The following is a 17,554-nucleotide window of genomic DNA, read 5'->3' as shown; positions in this document are numbered from 1 at the left end:
CGGGAGGCGCGGTGCCAGCCGGCACCGCGCCTCCCGTCCGTCACCTGGTGACGTCGACCGACGTCGTCAGTTCACGGGGCCCGTGTACTTCTCGCCCGGTCCCTTGCCCGGCGCGTCCGGGATGCTCGAGGCCTCGCGGAACGCGAGCTGCACCGACCGCAGGCCGTCGCGGAGCGGACGGGCGTGGTGGTCGCCGATCTCGGTGGCCGCCGCGGTGACGAGCCCGGCGAGGGCCGTGATGAGCTTCCGTGCCTCGTCCAGGTCGGTCTGCTGCTGCGGGTCGTCCGCCAGCCCGACCTTCACGGCGGCCGCGCTGAGCAGGTGCACCGCGACGGTGTTGATGAGCTCGACCGCCGGGACCTCGGCGATGTCGCGGGCCTCGTCGCCGGCGTCGAACCGCTCGTCCGTCCCGACGGCGTCCTCGGGGTCCTGGTTCGCGGCGGTCTCGTTCTCGGGGGTGTCGGGCACGGTGCTCCTCTGCTAGACTGATCGGCGGCAGATGCTGTCCGTGTGCCCAGATCGCCTCCACAGGGGGCGGACCGAGTTCCGGACGGCGTCGTAGAAGAGGAGTCTCTCCCACCCGCGGCCGTGCACCACAGGCTACCGGGTCCCAACCGCTCCGCCGGCGTCAGCGCCGGTCGGCTGCCCCTCCGGGGTCGGCGTCGGGCGGCTGCCGAACGGGTTCCGATCCGTGCGTCAGATCTCCTCTCTCGTGCCGTCGTCCAGCGCAGCAGCGCCGGACGGCCACCACCTGATTGAAGGAGCTCCGCATCACCGATCCCCGCACCAACGACCGAATCCGCGTTCCCGAGGTCCGACTCGTCGGCCCCCAGGGTGAGCAGGTCGGCGTTGTCCCGATCGCCATGGCCCTGCGTCTCGCGCAGGAAGCCGAACTGGATCTGGTCGAGGTCGCCCCGAACTCGAAGCCGCCCGTGGCCAAGATCATGGACTACGGCAAGTTCAAGTACGAGGCTGCGCAGAAGGCCAAGGAAGCCCGTCGCAACCAGGTGAACACCGACCTCAAGGAGGTCCGGTTCCGCCTGAAGATCGACGTGCACGACTACGAGACGAAGCGCAAGCGTGCCGAGGGCTTCCTCCTCGGTGGCGACAAGGTGAAGGCCATGATCCTCTTCCGCGGTCGCGAGCAGTCGCGCCCGGAGCAGGGCGTCCGTCTCCTCCAGAAGTTCGCCGAGGAGATCGCCGAGTTCGGTGTCGTCGAGTCGCGTCCGACCCAGGACGGTCGCAACATGACGATGATCATCGCCCCCCTCAAGAACAAGTCAGACGTCAAGGGCGAGCAGAACGCCAAGCGTGCTGCGCAGAAGGCCGAACGTCGCGCGACGGAGCACGCAGCGAAGGGCAAGGAGGCCGACGAGGCCACCGAGTCCGCGCCGGCCGAGGCTCCCGCCGAGTAGGTCCCCGGAGATCGCCCGCGCGGCGCTCTGCGAACCGCGATGACGCGGCCCACCCATCCACCCCACGGAAAGGCACCACGATGCCCAAGCAGAAGACCCACTCCGGGTCGAAGAAGCGCTTCAAGGTCACCGGCAGCGGCAAGATCATGAAGCAGCAGGCCGGTATGCGTCACAACCTCGAGGTCAAGAGCGCCAAGCGCAAGGCCCGCCTCAACGAGGACCAGGTCCTCGCCAAGGCCGACGCGAAGAACGTCAAGAAGCTTCTCGGCCACTGAGCCGGCGGAATCGTAAAGGAACGAAAACATGGCACGTGTAAAGAGAGCGGTCAACGCCGCCAAGAAGCGCCGCGTCATCCTCGAGCGCGCCGAGGGCTACCGCGGCCAGCGTTCGCGCCTGTACCGCAAGGCCAAGGAGCAGGTCACCCACTCCCTCGTCTACGCGTACCGGGACCGTCACGCCAAGAAGGGCGAGTTCCGTCGCCTCTGGATCCAGCGCATCAACGCTGCGTCGCGTGCGAACGGCCTGACCTACAACCGCCTGATCCAGGGTCTGAGCCTGGCCGGCGTCGAGGTCGACCGTCGCATCCTCGCGGACCTCGCGGTGAACAACCCCGAGACGTTCGCGGCGCTCGTCGAGACCGCCAAGAAGGCCCTGCCGGCCGACACTTCGGCCCCGAAGGCCGCGTAGTCACGCCAGCTCCCGAAGCCCCTGCTCCGTCCACGGAGCGGGGGCTTCGTGCATGCTGCGACACTTGACCCGTGAGCGATCTCCTCGAGAACCCGAAGTCCGGACGTGTCAGGGCCGTCGCGGCCCTGGCGAAGAAGGACGTCCGCGCCGACACCGGACTCTTCCTGCTCGAGGGGCCGCAGGCCGTCCGCGAGGCGATCGAGTACCGACCGGAACTGCTCCGCGAGCTCTACGTGACGCCGACGGCCGCCGCCCGCTACGGACTCGACGACGCGCCGGTCGACACGTGGTTCGTCAGCGAGCAGGTCCTCGACACGATGGCCGACACCGTCACCCCGCAGGGTGTGGTCGCGGTGTGCCAGCAGTTCCCGACGTCGGTGAAGGACGTCTTCCCGGACGCCGGACCCGGCCTGGAGGCGCGTGGCGCGTCCGCCACGGACGGCGCGCTGCCCGGACTGGTCGCGATCCTCGAGCAGGTCCGGGACCCGGGGAACGCCGGCACGATCATCCGCGCCGCCGACGCGGCGGGCGCCGACGCGGTCGTGCTGACCGGCCGTTCGGTCGACCCGTACAACCCGAAGGTGGTGCGCTCGACCACCGGGTCGCTCTTCCACGTGCCGGTCTCGGTCGGGGTGACGCTCGCCGATGCGGTCGCCCGTGCGAAGGCCCTCGGCTACACGGTCCTCGCCGCCGACGTGTCCGGTGACGACCTGCCGGACGTCCGCGCCGACGGCATGCTCGACGGGCCGACCGCGTGGGTCTTCGGCAACGAGGCCCGCGGGCTCACGACCGAGGACCTCGCGCTCGTCGACCGAGCCGTGAAGGTGCCGATCTACGGCCGAGCGGAGTCGATGAACCTGGCGACGGCCGCGTCGGTCTGCCTGTACGAGTCGGCGTTCGCGCACCGGACGAAGTAGTCCTGCACGGGGTGCTCCACGTCCGCGCCCACTCACAGTCCGATCGGTGCAGGACGGCGGTATCCCGGGGGCCGGTAGGCTTGGGCCTCGTGTCAGAACACCTCGAGATCAGCGAAGCGGCCGTCGCCGACGCGGTCGACCGGGCCCTCGCCGCGGTCCGCGCGACGACGACCGTGGCCGAGCTGAAGCAGGCCCGGGCGGAGCACACGGGCGAGCAGTCGACGCTCGCGCGGATGAACGCGTCGATGCGCAGCGTGCCGAAGGAGCAGAAGGCCGAGGCCGGCAAGCTCGTCGGCCAGGCGCGCGGTCGGGTCAACGCCGCCGTCGCCGAGCAGGAGTCGGTCCTCGCCGAGGCCGAGGAGCGCGCCCGCCTCGAGGCCGAGCGGGTCGACGTCACCGCGCTGCCGGTCCGTCGCGCGCCGGGCTCCCGCCACCCGCTCTCGGTCCTCAACGAGACCGTGGCCGACATCTTCGTCGGCATGGGGTGGGAAGTGGCGGAGGGTCCCGAGCTCGAGCACGAGTGGTTCAACTTCGACGCGCTGAACTTCGATCCGGACCACCCCGCGCGGGCGATGGCCGACACGATCTTCGTCGAGCCGGTCGACCGGCACCTGGTCATGCGCACGCACACCTCCCCGGTGCAGGTCCGCTCGCTGCTGTCCCGCGACCTGCCGCTCTACGTGATCGCCCCGGGGCGCGTGTACCGGGCCGACGAGCTCGACGCCACGCACCTGCCGGTCTTCACCCAGGTCGAGGGCATCGCGATCGACAAGGGCCTGACGATGGCGCACCTGCGCGGCACGCTCGAGCACTTCGCGCGCCAGGTGTTCGGCGCCGAGGCACAGATCCGCCTGCGCCCGAACTACTTCCCGTTCACCGAGCCGAGTGCCGAGATGGACGTCTGGCAGCCGAACGCCAAGGGCGGCGCGCGGTGGGTCGAGTGGGGCGGCTGCGGCATGGTGAACCCCAACGTCCTGCGTGCGGCCGGCATCGATCCGGACGAGTACCAGGGCTTCGCGTTCGGGATGGGCATCGAGCGGACCCTCCAGTTCCGCAACGGCCTGAACGACATGCGTGACTTCCTCGAGGGCGACATCCGCTTCTCGCAGCAGTTCGGAACGGTGGTCTGATGCGCGTCCCACTCCGTTGGCTCGGCGAGTCCGTCGACCTGCCCGACGACGTCTCCCTCGAGCACGTCCACGCGGCCCTCGTGTCGGTGGGCTTCGAGGAAGAGGACGTCCACACCTACGACCTCACCGGACCGATCGTCGTCGGCCGCGTGCTCGAGCGCGAGCCCGAGCCGCAGAAGAACGGCAAGACGATCAACTGGTGCCAGGTCGACGTGGGGGAGTCCGAGCCCCGTGGCATCGTCTGCGGCGCGCACAACTTCGACGTGGGCGACCTCGTCGTCGTGACGCTGCCGGGCGCCGTGCTCCCCGGCCCGTTCCCGATCGCCGCACGCAAGACCTACGGCCACGTGTCCGACGGCATGATCGCCTCGGCCCGTGAACTGGGCCTGGGCGACGAGCACGACGGCATCCTCCGCTTCGCCGACCTCGGCATGGACCCGGAGGTCGGAGCGGACGCGATCGCGCTGCTCGGCCTCGACGATGCCGCGGTCGAGATCAACGTCACACCGGACCGCGGCTACGTGATGAGCATGCGCGGCGTCGCCCGCGAGTACGCGCACGCCACCGGCGCGAGCTTCCACGACCCGGTCGAGCGCGTGACGCCCCGCTCGGGCGAGGGGTTCCGCGTCACGATCGACGACCGGGCACCCGTCCGCGGTCGCGTCGGCGCGCACACCTTCGTCACCCGGGTCGTCCGGGGGATCGACCCGACCCGGAAGACACCGGCGTGGATGGTGTCGCGCCTGGCACTGGCCGGTGTCCGCTCGATCTCGCTGCCGGTCGACATCACGAACTACGTCATGTTCGAGCTCGGCCAGCCCCTGCACGGCTACGACCTGACCAAGGTCAGCGGCGGGCTCGGCGTGCGTCGTGCGGCGGCGGGGGAGACCCTCGTCACCCTCGACGACACGACCCGCACGCTCGACCCCGAGGACCTCGTCATCACCGACGACGACGGCCCGGTCGGCCTGGCCGGCGTGATGGGCGGGGCGCGAACGGAGATCTCGGACACGACGACGGACGTCCTGATCGAGGCCGCCGGCTTCGACCAGGTCTCGATCGCCCGGACGGCCCGACGGCACAAGCTCCCGAGCGAGGCCTCGAAGCGCTTCGAGCGCGGGGTCGACCCGCTCGTGGCCGAGGCCGCCGCGAACCGCGCCGTCGAGCTGCTCGTCGAGCTCGCGGGCGGGACGGCGGACGCCCTCGGCTCGACCCTCGTCGACGCCGAGCCCCGCCCCACCATCACGATGCGTGCGTCCCGCCCGGCCGACCTCGTCGGTGTCGAGTACACCGACGCCGAGGTCGTCGACACGCTCCGTGCGATCGGGGCGACGGTCGACGTCGACGGCGAGCTGCTCGTCGTCACGCCGCCGTCCTGGCGACCGGACCTCGCCGACGACACGACCCTGGTCGAGGAGGTGGCCCGCATCGTCGGGTACGACCGCATCCCCAGCGTGCTGCCGGTCGCCCCGCCCGGTCGCGGTCTGACCCGGCACCAGCAGGCCCGTCGACGCGTGTCCGCCGCCCTCGCCGCGCAGGGCCTCGTTGAGGTCGTCACCGCGCCGTTCGTCTCACGGTCCACCCAGGATGCCTACCCGGGCATCGACGGTGACGGCGGTCCCAGCGTGGTGCTCGCGAACGCACTGGACAGCGAGCAGTCGCTGCTCCGGCGCAGCGGTCTCCCCGCCCTCGTCGACGCCGCGCGCCGCAACGTGTCCCGCGGGCTCGTCGACGTCGCCCTGTACGAGACGTCGCGGGTCTTCCTGCCGTCGACGGACGCGGAGCTCGGTACCGACTCGGTGCCGGCCGGCGCGGCCCGACCCGACCAGGACACCCTCGCCGCGCTCGACGCGTCGCTCCCGCCGCAGCCCTTCCACGTGTCCTCGCTGCTGACCGGCCACCGCGTCGTGAAGCAGCCCGGCGTGCAGCCGGAGCAGTACGGCATCGCGGACGCGCTCGACGTCGCCCGCGAGGTCGCCTGGGCGGTCGGTGTGGAGCTCCGGGTCGCGCAGACGAGCCACCCGTCCCTGCACCCGGGGCGTGCGGCCTCGCTGCTCGTCGGGGACACCGTCGTCGGCGTCGCCGGTGAGCTGCTGCCCGTCCTCACCGAGGCCGCGGTGCTGCCGCGCGTGGTCGCCGTCCTCGAGCTCGACCTCGACGCCCTGGTGGCCGCGGCTCCGGAGCTCGTCGCGGTCTCGCCGATCGGGTCCTACCCGGCGGCGACGCAGGACCTCTCCCTCGTGGTCGCGATCGACGTCCCGGCGGGTGACGTGCTCGACGCCGTCCGCTCCGGCGCCGGAGCGCTGCTGGAGTATGCTCGGCTCGTGGACGACTACCGGGGCGCGGGCGTGGACGAGGGACAGAAGTCCCTGACGTTCGCCCTGCGCTTCCGTGCCACGGACCGCACGCTGACCGCTGCCGAGGCCTCCGAGGCCCGTGACGGCGCTGTCCGGCGTGCCGGCGAGCGATTCGGGGCGACCCTGCGCGACTGATCCACCGGATCAGCACCGCCCGGGGCCGCCGCCTCCGATTCTCTCGACGACCAGTCCGACCAAAGGTGGAACCCATGTCCGTATCCGTCGCCGTGGCGGGAGCCTCCGGCTACGCGGGCGGAGAGCTCCTGCGCGTGCTCGCCGCCCACCCAGAGTTCGACGTCAGGACGGTGACGGCCTTCTCGAACGCGGGGCAGCCGCTCATCGCGACGCAGCCGCACCTGCGATCGCTGGCGCACCTGACGCTGGTGGAGACGACGGCTGCGAACCTGCGCGGGCACGACGTGGTGTTCCTCGCGCTGCCGCACGGACAGTCCGGGGCGATCACGGCCGAGCTCGACGACGACACCCTCGTCGTCGACTGCGGCGCAGACCACCGGCTGACCGACCCGGCGGCGTGGGACGCGTTCTACGGCGGTGAGTACCACGGCGCCTGGACCTACGGGCTGCCGGAGCTGCTGCACGCGGCACCCGCACCGGGCACGGCCGAGGAGTGGCGCGACGTCGACGACATCACCGGACTCGGTCGGCAGCGGACGGAGCTCGCCGCGACGAAGCGGATCGCGGTGCCGGGCTGCAACGTCACGGCGGTGACGCTCGGCATCCAGCCCGGCGTCCAGGCCGGACTCGTCGAGACGGACGACCTCGTCGCGGTGCTGAGCGTCGGGCCGAGCGGTGCGGGGAAGAAGCTCGCGACCACCTACCTGGCGTCGGAGATCATGGGCTCCGCGAGTGCCTACGCGGTCGGTGGCACCCACCGGCACATCCCGGAGATCCAGCAGAACCTGGTGGCCGCCGGGGCCGGCGACGTCCGGATCTCGTTCACGCCCGTGCTGGTCCCGATGGCGCGCGGCATCCTCGCGACCACGACCGCCAGGCTCTCGCCCGGGGTCAGCGCCCGCGACGTCCGGCTCGCGTGGGAACAGAGCTACGCCGACGAGCCCTTCGTGCACCTGCTCCCGGAGGGTGCGTTCCCCCGCACCGCGGACACCGTCGGCGCGAACACCGCGCTCGTCGGCATCGCCGTCGACGAGGCCGCGGGTCGCGTGGTCGCCGTGAGCGCCCTCGACAACCTGGCCAAGGGCACCGCCGGCGCGGCCGTGCAGTCGGCCAACATCGCCCTGGGCTTCCCCGAGACCCTCGGCCTCAGCGTGGACGGAGTCGCACCGTGACCGACGTGACCTCGACGGACCAGGCCGGGACGGGCCTCCAGGGCGTGACCGCTGCCGCGGGGTTCCGCGCGGCCGGCGTGACCGCCGGACTCAAGGCGAGCGGGAAGCCCGACGTCGCCCTCGTCGTGAACGACGGCCCCGACGCCGCGGTGGCGGCGGTCTTCACGAGCAACCGGGCCCAGGCGCACCCGGTGACGTGGTCGCGCCAGGCCGTCGGCGACGGCGTCGCCCGGGCCGTGGTGCTCAACTCCGGCGGCGCGAACTGCTTCACCGGCCCGTTCGGTTTCCAGACCACGCACATGACTGCGGAGGCTGTGGGCGACGCCCTCGGCATCGGCGCCGGTGACGTCGTCGTCTGCTCGACGGGCCTGATCGGCGTCGGCGACCAGACGTTCCGCGACGGCGTGCTCCGCGGGGTCGACCTGGCGAGTGCCGCGCTGTCCTCCGACGGCGGTCCCGACGCCGCGACGGCCATCATGACGACGGACACGACACCCAAGCAGTCCGTCGTGACCGAGGACGGCTGGACGCTCGGGGGCATGGCGAAGGGCGCCGGCATGCTGGCTCCCGGGCTCGCGACGATGCTCGTCGTCCTCACCACCGATGCCGTGCAGACGCCGGAGCAGCTCGACCAGGCGCTGCGCGCGGCCACCCGTGTGACGTTCGACCGTGTCGACTCGGACGGCTGCATGTCGACGAACGACACCGTCGTGCTGCTGTCGTCCGGTGCGAGCGGGGTCACCCCCGAGGTCGGCGACTTCCAGGAGGCCCTGACCGCGGTCTGCGCCGACCTCGCGCGCCAGCTCCAGCAGGACGCCGAGGGTGCGAGCCACGACATCACGATCGAGGTCACCGGTGCGGTGTCCGAGGACGAAGCCGTCACCGTCGGGCGCAGCGTCGCCCGGAACAACCTCTTCAAGGCCGCGGTCTTCGGCAACGACCCGAACTGGGGCCGCGTGCTGGCGGCGATCGGGACCACCGACGCCGAGTTCGACCCGTACGCGGTCGACGTCAGCATGAACGGCGTCCGCGTCTGTCACGCCGGCGCCCCGGACCGGCCGAGCGACGAGGTCGACCTGACCCCGCGCGACACCCACGTCCTGATCGAGCTCGGGGTCGGCGTGCACGCGGCGACGATCCTGACGAACGACCTGACGCACGACTACGTCCACGAGAACAGCGCGTACTCCAGCTGATGAGCGACGACCTGACCAAGGAAGAAGAGCACGAGCTCGCCGCCGTCAAGGCCGCGACGCTCATCGAGTCGCTGCCGTGGCTGAAGCGGTTCTCGGGCAAGACCGTCGTCGTGAAGTTCGGCGGCAACGCGATGGTGAACGACGACCTCAAGCGGGCGTTCGCCGAGGACATGGTCTACCTCCGCTACGCGGGACTCCACCCGGTCGTGGTGCACGGCGGCGGTCCGCAGATCTCGGCAGCACTGAAGGAACAGGGCATCGCGTCCGAGTTCCGCGGCGGGTACCGCGTGACGACGACCGAGGCGATCACGGTCGTGCGCGACGTGCTGGCCGGCGAGGTGAACCGCGAGATCGTCGACCTCGTCAACGAGCACGGTGACGGTCTGGCCGTCGGCGTCTCCGGTGACGGCGGCTCGCTGTTCACCGGCGAGAAGAAGGGCGTCGTCGTCGACGGCGAGCACTTCGACCTCGGCCACGTCGGTGACATCACCCACGTCGACCCGACCGACGTCCTCGCCGCGATCGCGGCCGGGCGCATCCCGATCGTCTCGAGCATCGCCATCGACGACGCCCACCCGGACCAGGCGCTGAACGTCAACGCCGACGCCGCGGCCGGTGCGCTGGCCATCGCGCTCGGCGCTGCGAAGCTCATGATGCTGACCGACGTGCCCGGGCTCTACCGCAACTGGCCGGACCGCGACTCGATCATCGACCTGATCGCGGTCGACGAGCTCCGGGCGCTGCTGCCGAGCCTCGAGTCGGGGATGATCCCGAAGATGACCGCGTGCCTCGACGCCGTGGTCGGCGGGGTCGGCGGCGCGACGATCATCGACGGGCGGATCCCGCACTCGATCCTGCTCGAGGTCTTCACCCTGCGGGGTGCCGGCACCGAGGTGATCCCGGACCCGAGCCGTCGCACCGAGAACCAGAACACCCACGCCGAGGTCGGCCGACGGGTACCCGAGTCCGCAGCGGACCCGGGTCGCCACGCGGCGGACGACCGCACCAGCACGACGCAGCAGACGAGCACGACGCAGCAGACGAGCACGACGCAGAAGGGGACCGAGCAGTGAGCACCGAGACGCAGACCCAGACCTGGAACGACCGGTTCGGGGCGTCGCTCATGCGATCCCTGACCCCGCCGAAGATCATGCTCGACCACGGCAAGGGCTGCCGCGTGTGGGACGTCGACGGCAACGAGTACCTCGACTTCCTGGCGGGCATCGCCGTGAACTCGCTCGGACACGCCCACCCGGCGCTGGTCGAGGCCGTCGCCGACCAGGCCGCGAAGCTCGTGCACGTGTCGAACTACTTCGCGACGCCACCGCAGCTCGAGCTCGCCGAGCGCCTGAAGCGCATCACCGGGGCGGGGGACGCGGGTCGCGTGTACTTCGGCAACTCCGGCGCCGAGGCGAACGAGGCCGCGTTCAAGCTCGCGCGGCTGAACAAGGGCGCGGACGGTCGCAAGACCCGGATCCTCGCGCTGAAGCAGGGCTTCCACGGCCGGACCATGGGCGCGCTCGCGCTCACCGGCAAGCCGGCCCTGCAGGAGGACTTCCTGCCCATGATCGCCGGCGTCGAGCACATCGACTCGACGGTCGAGGCGCTCGAGGCCGCGATCGACGACACCGTCGCTGCACTGATCCTCGAGCCGATCAAGGGCGAGGCCGGTGTGGTCGACCTGCCCGAGGGCTTCCTGTCGGCCGCGCGGCGCCTGACCGAGGAGCACGGCGCGCTGTTCATCCTCGACGAGATCCAGACCGGCGTCGGTCGGACCGGCAACTGGTTCACCTTCCAGGGCCACGGCTTCACCCCGGACGCCGTCACGATCGCGAAGGGCATCGCCGGCGGGTTCCCGATCGGCGCCCTCGTGACCTTCGGCTGGGCGTCCGAGCTGTTCTCGGCCGGCCAGCACGGCTCGACGTTCGGCGGCAACCCGCTCGGCACCCGCGTCGCGAACGCGGTGCTCGAGGAGATCGAGCGCGCAGACCTGGTGGCCGGCGCGGTCACCAAGGGCGAGCGCATCCGTGACGGCATCGCCGCCCTCGGTTCGCCGCTGGTGCAGGAGGTCCGCGGGACTGGCCTGCTCGTCGGCGTCGGCCTGACCGCGCCCGTCGGCCCGGCCGTCAACGCCGCCGCCCTCGAGCGCGGCCTCATCATCAACGCCCCGAACGAGTCGAGCCTGCGCATCGCACCGCCGCTCATCGTGACCGACGCCGAGATCGACGAGTTCGTGTCGATCCTCGGCCAGAGCCTCGCGGCCGTCGCCGCCGAGCAGGAGACCTCCGCATGACCCGCCACTTCCTCCGCGACGACGACCTGACCCAGGCCGAGCAGTCCGCGATCCTCGACCTCGCCGCCCGGATGAAGGGCGACCGCTGGGGTCAGAAGCCCCTGGCGGGGCCGCAGTCCGTCGCGGTGATCTTCGACAAGTCGTCGACCCGCACCCGGGTGTCCTTCCACGTCGGGATCTCCGACCTCGGTGGCAGCCCCCTCGTGATCACGACGGCGAACAGCCAGCTCGGCGGCAAGGAGACCCCCTCCGACACCGCCCGCGTGCTCGAGCGCATGGTGTCGGCCATCGTCTGGCGCACCTACGCCCAGTCCGGGCTCGAGGAGATGGCGGCGGGCACCCGCGTGCCGGTCGTCAACGCGCTGTCGGACGACTTCCACCCGTGCCAGCTCCTCGCCGACCTGCTCACGATCCGTGAGCACCGCGGCACCCTCGCCGGACAGACCGTCGCGTTCATCGGCGACGGCGCGAGCAACATGGCGCAGTCGTACCTGCTCGCAGGCGCGACCGCCGGCATGCACGTCCGTGTCGCCGCTCCGGCAGCGTTCAGCCCGGACGCCGGGGTCGTCGCGGACGCCGAGCGCCGTGCGGCCGAGACCGGCGGCTCCGTCCTCGTGGTCACCGACCCGGTGGCAGCGGTCGCGGGCGCCGACGTCGTGGTCACCGACACGTGGGTGTCGATGGGCAAGGAGGACGAGAAGCAGGCGCGACTCGACACCTTCGCGGGGTACCGCGTGGACGACGAGCTGATGGGGCACGCTGCCGACGACGCCGTGTTCCTGCACTGCCTGCCGGCGGACCGCGGGTTCGAGGTGACGGCCGAGGTCATCGACGGGCCGCGCAGCATCATCTGGGACGAGGCGGAGAACCGTCTGCACGCGCAGAAGGCCCTGCTCGCCTGGCTCCTCGCCGCGAACGCGACCGGCAGCCCGGTCGCGGCGACCAGCCCGGCCGCGGCGACCAGCCCGGTCTCGGCGACCAGCCCGACCGCGCCGTCCAGCCCGACCGCCTGACCCCGCTCGACTGGAGTCCCGTGACCGACCGCATCGTCGTCGCCTGCTCCGCCGGGGTGGACCCGGCGGCGGCGGTCGAGCACTTCGCCGTCGACCACGAGGTCCTGGCCCTCGTGGTCGACCTCGGCGGTCGCTCCCGCGAGGTCGACGCGGTGCGCGAGCGCGCGCGTGCGGCCGGTGCGGTGGACGCCGTCGTGGTCGACGCGAAGACCGAGTACGCCGACCGGTACGTCGTCGCGGCGGTGCGGGCGAACGCCGGCGGCCCGGGGCGTCCGCTCGTCCCGGCACTCCGTCTGCCGATCGTCGCCGACCACCTGGTCCGGACGGCCCGGCAGCTCGGCGCCGACGCGGTGGCGCACCTCACCGCCGCCCCGGACGAGGTCGCCCTCACGACGACGGTCGCCGGGCACGACCCCGACCTCCGGGTCCTCCCGGTCCCGGCCGGCGTCGTCCCGGTCGGTGGCACCGAGCACGACGTGTGGGGACGGGTCCTGACCACGCGGGACGTCGAGGACCCGTGGGCCCCCGTCGACTCCTCGGCGTGGGCGCGGACGGCGGACGCGGCCACGCAGCCTGCCAGCGAGCCCGACGAGGTCACCGTGACCTTCGAGCACGGTGTCCCGGTCGCCCTCGACGGGCAACGCTTCCCGGTCCTGCGCCTGCTGCGCGAACTCGATGCCCTCGCCGGTCGCCACGGCGTCGGTCGGCACGACCTGGTCGTCGACCTGCTCGACGGCCGCAAGGCCCGTCGCCTGGCGGAGACCCCGGGAGCGACGGCGCTCGTGGCCGCGCACCGAGACCTCGAACGCCTGACCCTCGAGCGCGACGTGCTGCGCGCGAAGGACGACGCAGACCGCGCGTGGGCGGACCTGGTCGACGGCGGCCGGTGGTCGAGCGGGCTCCGGCGCGCGCTCGACGCCTTCATCGAGGAGACGCAGCGGCACGTCTCCGGCGACGTCCGGCTCTCGCTGCACGGCGGGGTCGCGAGCGTCGTCGGACGCCGCTCGGAGCAGAGCCTCGTCGACTTCGAGCTCGCAGGGGCCACGACCACCGAGAGCGTTCCGCTCGCGGACGCCCGGGCCCGACCGACACGGACGGCCACACGGCGCGACCGCGCGAACTGAACACCGCCCACACCGGTCCCGAGCCGCAGGAACACCGGCACCGACCCGCACGAACGCCGGTCCCGAGCCGCAGGAACACCGGCACCGACCCGCACCACGAACCCCGCACGACCGACCACCACCCAGGCAGGACGACATGACCGACGCGACCCAGCCCAGCAAGACCGACGCCACGAACACGGGCGCCCTCTGGGGTGGCCGCTTCGCGGACGGCCCCAGCGCCGAACTCGCCGCGCTGTCCCGGTCGACGCAGTTCGACTGGCAGCTCGCCCCGTACGACATCGCCGGCTCGCGCGCCCACGCCCGTGCCCTGCACACCGCGGGCTACCTGTCGGCGGACGAGCTCGAGCGCATGACCGCCGGTCTCGACCGCCTCGAGGCCGCGCACGCCGACGGCTCCCTGCAGCCGGACGACGGTGACGAGGACGTGCACGGTGCCCTCGAGCGCCTGCTCATCGCCGACCTCGGTCCGGAACTCGGCGGCAAGCTCCGCGCTGGCCGGAGCCGCAACGACCAGATCGCCACCCTGGGTCGCATGCACATGCTCGACCACGGCCGGCGGATCGGACGGCTCGTGATCGACCTCGTCGACGCGATCTCCCAGCAGGCCAGCGAGCACCCGACGGCGATCATGCCCGGGCGCACCCACCTGCAGCACGCGCAGCCGGTGCTCCTCGCCCACCACCTCCTCGCGCACGCGTGGCCGCTCGTCCGCGACCTCGAACGACTCCGCGACTGGGCCGACCGCGCGAGCGTCAGCCCGTACGGCGCCGGAGCCCTGGCGGGCAGCTCGCTCGGGCTCGACCCGACCGCCATCGCCCGTGAGCTCGGCTTCGCGCGCCCCGCGGACAACTCGATCGACGCCACGGCCGCCCGGGACGTCGTCGCGGAGTTCGCGTTCGTCCTCGCGCAGATCGGTATCGACGTCTCCCGCCTGGCCGAGGAGATCATCCTCTGGAACACGAAGGAGTTCGGGTTCGTCCGGCTGCACGACGCCTTCTCGACCGGGTCGAGCATCATGCCGCAGAAGAAGAACCCGGACATCGCCGAGCTCGCGCGCGGCAAGTCGGGTCGCCTCGTCGGCAACCTCACGGGCCTCCTCACGACGCTCAAGGGCCTGCCGCTGGCGTACAACCGCGACCTGCAGGAGGACAAGGAGCCGGTCTTCGACTCGGTCGCCCAGCTCGAGGTGCTGCTGCCGGCCTTCACGGGCATGGTCGCCACGCTCACCTTCGACACCGAGCGGATGGCCGAGCTCGCGCCGCAGGGCTTCTCGCTCGCGACCGACGTCGCCGAGTGGTTGGTCCGGCAAGGCGTCCCCTTCCGTGACGCGCACGAGATCTCGGGCGCGCTGGTCCGGTACTGCGAGGAGCGCGGCATCGAGCTCGACGAACCCGGCGACGACGAGTACCGCGCCGTGTCCGAGCACCTCACGCCCGAGGTCCGCGGGGTCCTGACGATCGAGGGCAGCGTCGCGTCGCGCGCCGGCGTCGGCGGCACGGCGCCGGACCGCGTCGCCGAGCAGCTGGCCGTCCTGACCCGTCGCATCCACGACCTCGCCGAGGGCGCCCCCTTCACACGATGAGCGACGCGCTCCTCGCGCTCCTCGCCGAGCCCGCTCCGGTCTGCGCACCGGCGCTGCTCGGCGCGACGATCACGGGACGTGGCGTGACGCTGCGCATCACTGAGGTCGAAGCGTACTGGGGTCCCACCGACCCCGGGTCGCACGGCCACCGCGGCCCGACACCGCGGAACCGGCACCTCTTCGGGCCGCCGGGGACGCTCTACGCCTACCGCTCGTACGGCATCCACACGTGCGTCAACGTGGTGAGCGGGCCGGAGGGCACCTCGTCCGGCTCGCTCCTGCGCGGCGCCGAGGTGGTCGACGGCGTCGAGGCGGCTCGTGCACGCCGCGGTCCGTCGGTCGCGGACGTCGCGCTGGCGCGCGGTCCGGGCAACCTCGGGCAGGCCCTCGGCGCCGTGCTCGGCGAGGACGACGGCACCTCGGTCCTCGACGGATCCGGACCGTTCCGGCTCACGCTCGCACCCGGTCTGGAGGCGCGGCTCACCACCGCCGACCTGGCCGACGTGGTCGCGGAGCTGCTCGCCGAGACGGTGGCCGGCCCCGCGGGGACGGCTCCGGTCCGGCGGATCTCGCGCGGACCGCGCACCGGCGTCGCCGGTGTCGCCGGTGGGGCGACGTTCCCCTGGCGCTCCTGGCTGACCGGTGACCCGACGGTCTCGCCGTACCGACGGCACCAGCGCGCGGTCGACTGACCGGGCGAGCCGCGCCTCCCGTCCGGCTCCCGCCGGTCGCTACGATGGTCCGGTGTCCAGCGCAACCGATCCCGATGTCCTGACACGCCAGCAGAACGACCCCACCTTCGCCTCGGTGTGGGACGAACTGCGCTGGCGCGGTCTGGTGCACGTCTCCACCGACGAGACGGCACTCCAGGAGGCCCTCGACGGCGGGACGGTCACGTACTACTGCGGGTTCGACCCGACCGCGCCGTCGCTGCACTGCGGCAACCTGCTGCAGCTGCTGACGATGCGGCGGCTGCAGCTCGCCGGCCACAAGCCGCTCGCGCTCGTCGGCGGGTCCACCGGGCTCATCGGCGACCCGCGACCGACCGCGGAGCGCACCCTGAACACCCCCGAGACCGTCGCCGAGTGGGTGAGCCGGCTGCAGGCGCAGGTGTCCCGGTTCCTCAGCCCGGACGGCGAGAACGGCGTGCGGCTCGTCAACAACCTCGACTGGACGGCGCCGCTGTCCGCGATCGACTTCCTGCGTGACATCGGCAAGTACTTCCGGGTGAACGCGATGCTGAAGAAGGACGCCGTCGCGGCGCGTCTGAACTCCGACGCGGGGATCAGCTACACGGAGTTCAGCTACCAGATCCTGCAGGGACTCGACTACCGCGAGCTGTACCGGCAGTACGGCTGCACGCTGCAGACCGGTGGTTCGGACCAGTGGGGCAACCTGACCTCCGGCACCGACCTGATCCGGCGCACCGAAGGGGTGTCCGTGCACGCGCTCGGGACCCCGCTCATCACGAACTCGGACGGCACGAAGTTCGGCAAGAGCGAGGGCAACGCGATCTGGCTCGACGCCGAGATGACCTCGCCGTACGCCTTCTACCAGTTCTGGCTCAACACGGCGGACGCCGACGTGATCGCCCGACTGCGCGAGTTCACCTTCCTGGACCGTGCGGAGATCGGGCGACTCGAGCAGGCCGTGGCCGACGAACCCTTCCGCCGCGAGGCCCAGCGCACCCTGGCCTTCGAGGTCACGTCGCTGGTGCACGGTGCGGCTGCGACCCAGGCCGCGATCGACGCCTCGGCGGCGCTGTTCGGCAACGGCGACCTGGCCGCGCTCGACGAGGCGACCCTGCGTGCCGCGGTCGCCGAGCTCCCCGGCACGGTGTCGCTGCCGGGCGAGGCCGACGTCGCTCGCGCCCTCGTCGACACCGGACTCGTGAAGTCGCTCGGCGAAGCGCGCAGGGCGGTCGACCAGGGCGGCGTGTACGTGAACAACGTCCGCGCCGACGACCCGACCGCGCAGCTCGCGAGCCTCGCACTGCCCGGCGGAGTCGTCGTGCTCCGCCGCGGCAAGAAGACCCTGGCCGGCGTCACCCTCGGCTGATCCATCCACCCTCGGTGCACCCGGTGCCCGGTCTCCCGACGGAGGCCGGGCACCGCTGCGTCCCGGGGGAGTTGCAGAGTGCGACACGCCCGGACGACGGCCCGGTTGGCGCTCCTCGTCGCTGCTGCGTAGAGTTCTTACTCGTCACCCCAAAGGTGCGGCGGAGCGGCTGGAGCGAGAGCCCAGAGCCTGCCGGCCTCAAGCGGGACCATCCTCCACTGAAGTTCGGATCAGGCCTTGTGCTCGATCGCTTCGACGCTTAGGATGACTACTCCACCGGCCCTCTCCCACGGGATGAGCCACAGGACCTCGGTCCGACGAGTTGCCGGTGACACCAAGAACACAATGCCCCTCTGGCGGAGCTCCTTCTGGGAGTCGAGTGGGGGGTGCGTCTGGTCCTTGAGAACTCAACAGCGTGCACATTGTCAATGCCAATTTATTGACCCCGTGCGATTGCAGCTTTGGTTGTGGT

16 protein-coding genes are annotated in these 17,554 nt (G+C 71.9%); 15 read left to right on the top strand and 1 reads right to left on the bottom strand.

The window, feature by feature from the left end:
- Positions 1 to 66: 66 nt before the first annotated feature.
- On the bottom strand, positions 67 to 369 hold the full coding sequence (locus ABIC52_RS14000; protein ID WP_126891841.1) for a DUF1844 domain-containing protein: 303 nt from the start codon (positions 367 to 369) through the stop codon (positions 67 to 69).
- A 386-nt stretch (positions 370 to 755) separates the two neighbouring features.
- On the opposite strand from ABIC52_RS14000, the gene infC reads away from it, so the two are divergent.
- The 15 genes from infC (at position 756) to tyrS (ending at position 17,082) form a co-directional block, all read left to right on the top strand.
- Positions 756 to 1,415: a translation initiation factor IF-3 gene (infC, locus tag ABIC52_RS13995; protein ID WP_126891830.1), complete on the top strand. Its 660-nt coding sequence runs from the start codon at positions 756 to 758 to the stop codon at positions 1,413 to 1,415.
- 80 nt (positions 1,416 to 1,495) lie between these two features.
- Positions 1,496 to 1,690 carry a 50S ribosomal protein L35 gene (gene rpmI / locus ABIC52_RS13990; RefSeq protein ID WP_022903519.1) on the top strand — a complete coding sequence of 65 codons (195 nt, stop codon included), beginning with the start codon at positions 1,496 to 1,498 and terminating at the stop codon, positions 1,688 to 1,690.
- Positions 1,691 to 1,718: 28 nt separating this feature from the next.
- The gene (rplT, locus tag ABIC52_RS13985) at positions 1,719 to 2,102 is read left to right on the top strand and encodes a 50S ribosomal protein L20 (RefSeq protein ID WP_066656427.1); all 384 of its coding nucleotides are present in this window, start codon (positions 1,719 to 1,721) and stop codon (positions 2,100 to 2,102) included.
- A gap of 71 nt (positions 2,103 to 2,173) precedes the next feature.
- Entirely contained in the window at positions 2,174 to 3,019 is an 846-nt protein-coding gene (locus ABIC52_RS13980; protein ID WP_209680222.1) for a TrmH family RNA methyltransferase, read from the top strand.
- Between the two features lie 89 nt (positions 3,020 to 3,108).
- A complete protein-coding gene (gene pheS, locus ABIC52_RS13975) occupies positions 3,109 to 4,149 on the top strand; it encodes a phenylalanine--tRNA ligase subunit alpha (RefSeq protein ID WP_209680219.1) in 1,041 nt (346 codons plus the stop codon).
- Positions 4,149 to 6,641 carry a phenylalanine--tRNA ligase subunit beta gene (gene pheT / locus ABIC52_RS13970; RefSeq protein ID WP_354027622.1) on the top strand — a complete coding sequence of 831 codons (2,493 nt, stop codon included), beginning with the start codon at positions 4,149 to 4,151 and terminating at the stop codon, positions 6,639 to 6,641. The genes pheS and pheT overlap by 1 nt, the downstream gene beginning before the upstream one ends.
- Positions 6,642 to 6,715: 74 nt before the next feature.
- Positions 6,716 to 7,813 carry an N-acetyl-gamma-glutamyl-phosphate reductase gene (locus ABIC52_RS13965; RefSeq protein ID WP_354027621.1) on the top strand — a complete coding sequence of 366 codons (1,098 nt, stop codon included), beginning with the start codon at positions 6,716 to 6,718 and terminating at the stop codon, positions 7,811 to 7,813.
- On the top strand, positions 7,810 to 9,009 hold the full coding sequence (gene argJ, locus ABIC52_RS13960) for a bifunctional glutamate N-acetyltransferase/amino-acid acetyltransferase ArgJ (RefSeq protein ID WP_354027620.1): 1,200 nt from the start codon (positions 7,810 to 7,812) through the stop codon (positions 9,007 to 9,009). Before ABIC52_RS13965 ends, argJ begins: the two co-directional genes overlap by 4 nt.
- Positions 9,009 to 10,082, top strand: coding sequence for an acetylglutamate kinase (argB, locus tag ABIC52_RS13955; protein WP_354027619.1), 1,074 nt, complete (start codon positions 9,009 to 9,011; stop codon positions 10,080 to 10,082). Before argJ ends, argB begins: the two co-directional genes overlap by 1 nt.
- Complete coding sequence (locus tag ABIC52_RS13950; protein WP_209680208.1) at positions 10,079 to 11,302, top strand: acetylornithine transaminase; 1,224 nt, start codon at positions 10,079 to 10,081, stop codon at positions 11,300 to 11,302. The genes argB and ABIC52_RS13950 overlap by 4 nt, the downstream gene beginning before the upstream one ends.
- Complete coding sequence (gene argF / locus ABIC52_RS13945; protein ID WP_354027618.1) at positions 11,299 to 12,315, top strand: ornithine carbamoyltransferase; 1,017 nt, start codon at positions 11,299 to 11,301, stop codon at positions 12,313 to 12,315. The genes ABIC52_RS13950 and argF overlap by 4 nt, the downstream gene beginning before the upstream one ends.
- A 20-nt stretch (positions 12,316 to 12,335) precedes the next feature.
- The gene (locus ABIC52_RS13940) at positions 12,336 to 13,439 is read left to right on the top strand and encodes an argininosuccinate synthase domain-containing protein (RefSeq protein WP_354027617.1); all 1,104 of its coding nucleotides are present in this window, start codon (positions 12,336 to 12,338) and stop codon (positions 13,437 to 13,439) included.
- Positions 13,440 to 13,575: 136 nt separating this feature from the next.
- Entirely contained in the window at positions 13,576 to 15,024 is a 1,449-nt protein-coding gene (gene argH, locus ABIC52_RS13935) for an argininosuccinate lyase (RefSeq protein WP_354027616.1), read from the top strand.
- Complete coding sequence (locus ABIC52_RS13930; RefSeq protein WP_126891839.1) at positions 15,021 to 15,716, top strand: DNA-3-methyladenine glycosylase; 696 nt, start codon at positions 15,021 to 15,023, stop codon at positions 15,714 to 15,716. Before argH ends, ABIC52_RS13930 begins: the two co-directional genes overlap by 4 nt.
- A gap of 52 nt (positions 15,717 to 15,768) precedes the next feature.
- Positions 15,769 to 17,082: a tyrosine--tRNA ligase gene (gene tyrS / locus ABIC52_RS13925; RefSeq protein WP_126891840.1), complete on the top strand. Its 1,314-nt coding sequence runs from the start codon at positions 15,769 to 15,771 to the stop codon at positions 17,080 to 17,082.
- The last annotated feature ends 472 nt before the right edge of the window (positions 17,083 to 17,554 follow it).

This window comes from Curtobacterium oceanosedimentum, assembly GCF_040545555.1.
Classification (GTDB): Bacteria; Actinomycetota; Actinomycetes; order Actinomycetales; family Microbacteriaceae; genus Curtobacterium.
Note: the sequence above shows the minus strand (reverse complement) of the source record. Positions and strands in the feature narration are given on the sequence as shown.